Genomic DNA, 7485 nt, shown 5'->3' with positions numbered 1-7485 from the left:
GCCAGATCGCTCGTCCGTCCACCCGGAAAATCCCTCGCTGCGCGGAAACGTGATCGTGTGCCCGGAATCGGCCGTGCGCAAGTCGCCCTTCGTCGAAGGAGTGGCGGCGAGCGGCGCATCGGGACCGCCAGGCGGCACCCGGCGCGGCCCGTTTCCGGTGCAGGGTCACATTTTTCCGGGCGCGGCTCGGGATAATGACGATCGAACGCGCCCCCTGACGCGCTGCTCACCCGGCCCCGCAGACCATGAAACCCCGCAAGCACCTCGTCGTGGCCGGTGCCGCCGCCGCCGACGTGTCGGAAATCGGCACCTTCATCCGCGTGGTCCAGCCGCAGCTCGACCACGCCTGGGGCTTCGCCAAGGACGACGACGAGATCGACTTCGTGCTCGCCGACCTCGGCGATTTCGGCGGTCGCTGCGCACGCGTGCGCGCGCTCGACGAGGGCAAGCATTTCGCGGTGATCGCGAATGCGGGCGACGATGCACTCGGCGCCGACCTCGTGCTGCACCGCCCGTTCAGTGCGAAAGCCATCGTCGGCCTGCTCAACCACGTCGGCCGCGCGGCACCGCCCGAGCCGCGCCGCCTGATCGACTTCAGCGCGGTCGAGCGGCATATCGTGCCGCAGGCACGCAAGCCGGCGCGCCGCGACGACGATGCGGCCGCGGACACGCCGGAGTCGACGCGCGCGTCGTTCATCGACGTGCAGCGCGAGCGCCGCTGCACCGACCTCGAGGCGCTGGTCACGCGCGGCGCGGTGCTCGTGCAGCGTCACGGCATCCCGCCCCTGCTCATCGATCCCGTCACCGACACGTTCCACACGAGCGCGCGCCTGGCCGAACTCGAGCCGTACTTCCTCGACCCGCTCGCCGGGCACGAGCGCAAGCGCGTCGGTGGCGCCCAGCTCGCCGAGTTGCGCAAGCAGTACCCCGGCCGGCCGCTCGTGCGCCTGCGCTGGCTGCACGCGTTCCTGCGCTCGAACGGCTGGCTCGCCGCGCACCTCGATCCGAGCGCGAGCTACAAGCTCAAGAGCTGGTTGCCGCTCGACAACGACTACCGCAAGCAGCACCGCATCGCGCTCACGCTCATGCGCCAGGCCGCGCCGCTGCACGAGATCGCGAAGGCCGCGAAGGCGAAGATGGCCGACGTGTTCGACGTCGTGAACGCGTACGACGCGCTCGGCCTCATCGAGACGCGCCGCCTCGGCAGCTGGGACCCGGGCGCGCAGGCGGTCGGCAAGCGCAAGCGTTCGACGCGCAAGACGCAGCGGCTTCTCGCGGCGACCGTGTTCACGCGCTGACCCCGCGCCGGCGCAGTCCCCCGGACACGGTTCCTTCAGCCGCGCGCAAGGCCGACCTGCTACCTTTCGGGCTCCCCCACCGCGGAGCCCGACATGCATATCGCGCTGCAGCCCCTGATCGCGTTGATCGCCGGCATCCTCATCCTGATCCGGCCGCGCCTGCTCAACTACGTCGTCGCGCTCTACCTCATCATCATCGGCTTGATCGGCCTGTTCCCGAACCTGCGGCTGTGACGCCGTGACCGGCATCGCGTCCTGCGCGTGGCCGCGCGGGCACCTGCACGACGAGCGGTCCGGCCTCTTCATCGGGGCCGGCCCGGTTGCGTTCGCGCGCTCGCTCGACGCCGCACGCGAGGCCGCGGCGCCGCGGCTGCTATAACTGCACGATGCGCATGTCATCCCTCCGCCGCCCCGCGTTCCTGCCCTGCCTCGTGCTGCTGCTCGCGACCGCGGCCGCGCACGCGGGCCGCGTCACGGTCGAACTCGACGGCGTCGACGGCCCGCTGCGCGACGCCGTGCTCGCCGGGCTCGAACTCGGGCAGTACGCGTCGCGCGACGTGACCGCGGCGCAGGCACGGCGCCTGTACGAGCACGCCGACGCGCAGATCCGCTCGGTGCTCGAACCCTACGGCTACTACACCGTCGCGGTCGACGGCGAGCTGCGCGAGAACGGCGACGCCTACGTCGCGGTGCTGCACGTGAAGCCGGGCGAACCGGTGAAGGTCGCGACCGTCGACGTGCGCATCGACGGCGATGCCGACGGCCAGCGCGAGGTGCGCAAGGCGCTCGCCGCGTTCGCGCCCGCGCAGGGCGCGCCGCTCGACCACGCCGCGTACGAGAAGAGCAAGGCGACGATCCAGGCCGCGTTGTTCGCGAGCGGCTACCTCGACGCCGAACTGGTGACGCACCAGGTCGAGGTCACGCGCGCGGCGAACACGGCCGACATCCATCTCGCCTGGAAGGTCGGCACGCGCTACCGCCTCGGCACGACGACGTTCGAGGGCGCGCAGTTCCCGAGCGAGTTCCTCGAACGCTACATCCCGTGGGTGAAGGGCGACTTCTACACCCAGGACCAGGTGCTCGCGCTGCAGCAGCGCCTCATCGACGCCGACTACTTCGCGATCGTGCAGGTCGAGCCCGACGTCGAGCATGCGGCGGACGGCACGGTGCCGATCAAGGTCATGCTCGGACCGGCGAAGCGCACGATCTACACCGGCGGCGTGTTCATCGGCACAGACACCGGCCCCGGCGTGCGCGGCGGCGTCGAGCGGCGCTGGATCAATGCGCGCGGGCACAAGGCCAAGGTCGAGGCGATCGTCGCGACGCGCCTCAAGACCGCGTCGGCGCAGTACCAGATTCCGCTCGCAGGTCCGGACAACCACACGCTCGCATTCGGCGCGACGTTCCGCGACGAGGATACCGATACGAGCACGGCGCGCACGTTCGGCCTCGCCGCGACCGACTCGCGCGTGTGGCGCGGCTGGACGCGCACGCTCGGGCTCAAGTTCCTCACCGGCGACTTCAAGGTCGCGAACATCGAAGGCGACACGACCCTGCTCTATCCGGAAGCGTCGCTCACGCGCAAGAAGGCCGACGATCCCGCGTTCGTGCGCGACGGCTGGTCGCTCACGTTCGCCGCGCGTGCGGGCCAGAAGGGCCTCGTTTCGGACACGAGCTTCGCGCAGGCGAGCGCCGACGCGAAATGGATCCACGGACTCGGCGAACGCGGGCGCTTCATCGCGCGCGGATCGCTCGGCGCGACCCACGTCGGCGACTTCGACAAGCTGCCGCCTGAACTGCGCTTCTTCGCCGGCGGCGATCGCTCGATCCGCGGCTACGGCTTCCAGACGATCGGCCCGCCGCTGCCCGACGCGCTCGTGCCCGTCGCGCAGGCGTACTGCGACGCGCATCCGAAGAGCGATTGCCAGGATTTCGTGATCGGCGGCAAGAACCTCGCGGTCGCGAGCGCGGAGTACGAGTACTACTTCAAGCCGAACTGGGGCATCGCGACCTTCATCGACACCGGCGACGCGTTCTCGAGCTTCGACAGCTACCGCCAGAAGATCGGCGTCGGCGTCGGCGCGCGCTGGCGTTCGCCGGTCGGCATGGTGCGCGTCGACCTCGGCGTGCCCGTGCGCGACGACCAGAACCACGGCGTCGAACTGCACATCGTGATCGGACCGGATCTATGACGCAGCGGACTACACCGACGGACGGTCCTGCACGAGGCTTCGCCTGGACTCGCCTGCTCGTACGCGTCGGCATCGCGCTCGCGGCACTGCTCGTGCTCGTCGGCGTGCTGTCGTTCTGGCTGCTGCGCACCGAGTCGGGCCTGCATTTCGTGCTCGCGCGCGCGATCGGCGCCACCGAGGGCAAGCTCACGATCGCGCGCTCGGGCGGCAGCCTCGCGGGACCCGCGACGATCGAGGACCTGCGCTACCGCGACACCGCGGCGGGCGTCGACGTGCACGCGCAGCGTGCGGTGATCGCATTCTCGCCGCTCGAGCTGCTCGCGGCTCGCCTCCATCTCACGAAGCTCCAGCTCGACGGGCTCGACGTCGCGCTCACGAGCGTGCCGCCTGCGGCCGAACCGCCGCAGCCCGCAGGCGACGTCTCGCTCGCGGCGCCGCTCGACATCGTGCTCGACCGCCTCGTGCTCGCGCACGCGGCCATCAGCAGCGACGGCACGCCGCTGCTCGCGATCGACACGCTCGACGTCGTCGGCCGCTGGACGCACCAGGGGATCAAGCTCGACTCGATCGCGCTGCGCTCGCCCGACGGCCAGGTCGACCTGCACGGCACGATCGCCGCACTGCCGGGCTACCCCGGCAACGGTGCGCTCGAGTTCCGCTGGAAGGTCGCCGACGTGGCGTACGCGGGCACCTTGAGCGCGAACGGCGACGGCAAGGTCGCACGCCTCGCCGTCGCACTGACCGAACCGACCGCCGCGAACGTCGACGCCGAACTCACGCAGGCGAAGGACTGGCCGTGGACCGCGAAGGTCGCGGTGCCGCGCTTCGACCCGAAGCGCGTGCAGAAGGACTCGTCGCTCGCCGCGCTCGAACTCTCGCTGCAGGGCAGCGGCGACGTTCACGGCGGCACGATCAGCGGTGACGTCGCCGCGAACGATCATCGCGTGCGCATCGAACCCTTGCGCTACGCGCTCGGCGACGCGCGCTTCGTGATCGAGGCGCTGACCGTGCGCAGCCCCGAAGCAGCCGGCACGCTCGAAGCGAACGGCACCGTGCAGCTCGACGCGAAGCCGGTCGCGGCGACGCTCGCGCTGCGCTGGAGCGACGTCGTGCTGCCGGCCGACCTCGCGGGCCAGGTGCTCGCGACCCACGGCCAGCTCGATGCGAACGGCAGCGCGGAGCGCTTCCACGCCGCGGGCAAGCTGTCGATCGGCCCGCCGGGCCAGCTCGCGGACCTCGCGCTCGATCTCGACGGCACGCCCGAGGCGATCACGTTGAAGCAACTCGCGTTGCAGCAGCCGAAAGGCGGGCTCGACGCACAGGGCACGATCACGCTGAAGCCCACGCTCGCCTGGCAGATCGATGCGAAAGCGAACAGGCTCGATCCGGGCGCGTTCGCGGCCGCGTGGCCGGGCGCGCTCGATTTCGATCTCGCGACGAAGGGCGCGCTGACCGACCGCGGCCCCGACGCGACGATCAAGCTCGACCGCCTCGGCGGCACGTTGCGCAAGCGCGCGCTGTCCGGCCATGCGGACCTCGCGCTCAAGCCCGACTACGTCGTCGACGGCACACTCGACGTCGCATCCGGCAACAGCCGCGTCGCCGTCGTCGGCCGCGGCGGCAACCAGACCGACGCGACGATCCGGCTCGCGATCGCATCGCTCGGCGACTGGCTGCCGGACGCGGCCGGACGCCTCGACGGCGAGTTCCGCGTGCAGGGGCGCTGGCCGAAGCTCGCCGTGAACGGTCGCGCGCACGGTGCGAAGCTCGCCTCGGGCGGCAGCACGATCGACGCACTCGACATCGCCACGGACATCGCGAGCCTCGACCCGCCGCAGGGCACGCTGTCGATCAAGGCCAGCCGCGTCGCGAGCGGCGCGCTCGCGTTCGACGGCGTCGACATCGACGGCAGCGGCGGTCGCGACGCGCACCGGCTCGCTCTCGACGCGCGCGGGTCGCCGCTCGGCCTCCGCCTCGCGCTGTCGGGCAGCGCGAACGAACAGGGTCGGTGGAAAGGCAGCCTCGAGACGCTCGACGTCGCGATCAGGGACGCGCCGCCGCTCGCGCTCGAACGAGCGGCCGCGATGAGCTGGGACGGCAAGCAGTTCACCGCGTCCGACGCCTGCCTCGCAGGTGGCGGGGCGACCCTGTGCATCGGCGGCGACGGCAGTGCCGACGGCGCGCTCGCCGCGCGCTATCGCATCGAGCGCCTGCCGCTCGCGCTCGTGATGAAGCTCGCTTCGCCCGATGCACCCGTGCGCGTCGAAGGCCTCATCGGCGGCCACGGCGACGTGCGCCGCAGCGCCGCGGGCGCGCTCGACGGCACCGCGTCGCTCGCCTCCGAGCGCGGCAGCGTCGCCTATCCCGACAATGCGAACCAGCCGCTGCTCGCATACACCGGCCTCGCGCTCGACGCGACCTTGTCGCCACAGTCGACGCACGCGACCCTGCGCGCATCGCTCGACCACGACGGCCGCCTCGACGGCGACGTGACCGTGAGCGGGCCGCCCGGATCGGCGCAGGCGCTCGGCGGCCATCTCGACGTCGCGCTCAACAGCCTCGCGTTCGTCGAACTGCTGACGCCCGAAGTCGCGAACGCGAAAGGCCGGCTCGCCGCGAACTACACGTTCGCGGGCACGACCGCGGCGCCACGGCTCAACGGTGCGCTCACGCTGAAGGGCCTCGCCGCGGAACTGCCGTCCGCGGGACTCACGTTGCACGACGGCGAGATCACCGCGCGCGCGACCGACGCCGACCACTTCGCGCTCGACGGCACGCTGAGGTCCGGCGACGGCGCCTTGACCCTGTCCGGCACGGGCGGCATCGGCGCGAATGCGCCGCTGCACGCGACGATCAAGGGCGACAACTTCCTCGCCGCGGACATTCCCGCCGCGAAGGTCGTGATCTCGCCCGACCTCGTGATCGAGCGCACGAGCGAGAACCTCAGCGTCGGCGGCAGCGTGACGATCCCGAAGACCGCCGTCGACCTCGCCAAGCTGCCGGGTGGCGGCACCGCGAAAACCTCGCCCGACGTCGTCGTCGTCGACGCCGAGCAACCCGCGCCGGGCCAGCCACTGCCGGTCGTCGTCGGCGTGGAGATCCACCTCGGCGACGACGTCAAGCTCGCGGGGCTCGGCCTCGACGGCAACATCCGCGGCCAGCTGCGCATCGACCAGCGCCCTGGCAAACTCGCGACCGGTACCGGCACGCTGAACGTCGGCGGCACGTATCGCGCGTACGGCCAGGACCTCAAGATCGAAAGCGGTCGCCTGCTGTTCGCGGGCACCGCGCTCGACAACCCCGGCCTCGACATCCGCGCCGCGCGCACGGTCCTCGGCGCCTCGGGCGGACAGAGCGACGACACGATCGTCGCCGGCCTGCAGGTGCGCGGCACCGCGCAGGTGCCCGTGCTCACGGTGTACTCGCAACCCGCGATGGAACAGTCCGAGGCGCTGTCCTACCTCATCACCGGCAAGCCGCTGTCGGGCCTCAAGAGCGGCGAAGGCGACATGCTCGGCACCGCCGCGCGCGCGCTCGGCAGCGCGACCGGCGACCTGCTCGCGAAGGGCATCGGCGCGCGCATGGGCGTCGAGGCCGGCGTGTCCGACAACGCCGCGGTCGGCGGCGCCGCGTTCACCGTCGGCAAGTACCTCTCGCCCAAGCTCTATCTCAGCTACGGCGTCGGCCTGTTCACGCCGGGCGAAGTCGTCAGCCTCAAGTACATCTTCAGCAAGCGCTGGAACTTCGAGGCGCAGAACGCGACGAGCGGCAACCGCGCCGGCATCAACTACCGCTGGGAGCGCTGAGCATGCGCCGCGAGGACGAGGTCGCGCGCATCCGCGAGCGCCTGCTGCGCTTCGGTTTCCCGCGCATGCGCATGCTTCTGCTCGTGCTGCTCACCGGCGGCAGCGGCCTGCTCGCCTCGTGGCTGCTGCTGCGCGCGGGCCTCGTCTCGATGCCGCTGCGCTACCTGCTCGCGCTGTGCATCGCCTACG

The 7485-nt window shown here is 71.5% G+C and carries 5 protein-coding genes; all 5 read left to right on the top strand.

What is annotated here, in order from left to right:
* Window positions 1-245: 245 nt before the first annotated feature.
* The gene (locus VI238_RS17030; RefSeq protein WP_331653521.1) at window positions 246-1298 is read left to right on the top strand and encodes a hypothetical protein; all 1053 of its coding nucleotides are present in this window, start codon (window positions 246-248) and stop codon (window positions 1296-1298) included.
* 93 nt (window positions 1299-1391) lie between these two features.
* Window positions 1392-1532, top strand: coding sequence for a DUF3096 domain-containing protein (locus tag VI238_RS17025; RefSeq protein ID WP_182531270.1), 141 nt, complete (start codon window positions 1392-1394; stop codon window positions 1530-1532).
* A 158-nt stretch (window positions 1533-1690) separates the two neighbouring features.
* A complete protein-coding gene (locus VI238_RS17020; protein ID WP_331653517.1) occupies window positions 1691-3490 on the top strand; it encodes an autotransporter assembly complex family protein in 1800 nt (599 codons plus the stop codon).
* Entirely contained in the window at window positions 3487-7296 is a 3810-nt protein-coding gene (locus VI238_RS17015; RefSeq protein WP_331653515.1) for a translocation/assembly module TamB domain-containing protein, read from the top strand. The genes VI238_RS17020 and VI238_RS17015 overlap by 4 nt, the downstream gene beginning before the upstream one ends.
* Before the next feature lie 2 nt (window positions 7297-7298).
* Window positions 7299-7485: hypothetical protein (locus VI238_RS17010; RefSeq protein WP_331653513.1), on the top strand; the 187-nt coding region annotated here is incomplete at its 3' end.

This window comes from Dokdonella sp., from assembly GCF_036518555.1.
In the GTDB taxonomy this organism is placed as follows: domain Bacteria; phylum Pseudomonadota; class Gammaproteobacteria; order Xanthomonadales; family Rhodanobacteraceae; genus Dokdonella_A.
Note: the sequence above shows the minus strand (reverse complement) of the source record. Positions and strands in the feature narration are given on the sequence as shown.

Coding starts and splice junctions, on each gene's coding strand:
- VI238_RS17030 (WP_331653521.1), top strand. CDS start 246: ATGAAACCCCGCAAGCACCTCGTCGTGGCCGGTGCCGCCGCCGCCGAC.
- VI238_RS17025 (WP_182531270.1), top strand. CDS start 1,392: ATGCATATCGCGCTGCAGCCCCTGATCGCGTTGATCGCCGGCATCCTC.
- VI238_RS17020 (WP_331653517.1), top strand. CDS start 1,691: ATGTCATCCCTCCGCCGCCCCGCGTTCCTGCCCTGCCTCGTGCTGCTG.
- VI238_RS17015 (WP_331653515.1), top strand. CDS start 3,487: ATGACGCAGCGGACTACACCGACGGACGGTCCTGCACGAGGCTTCGCC.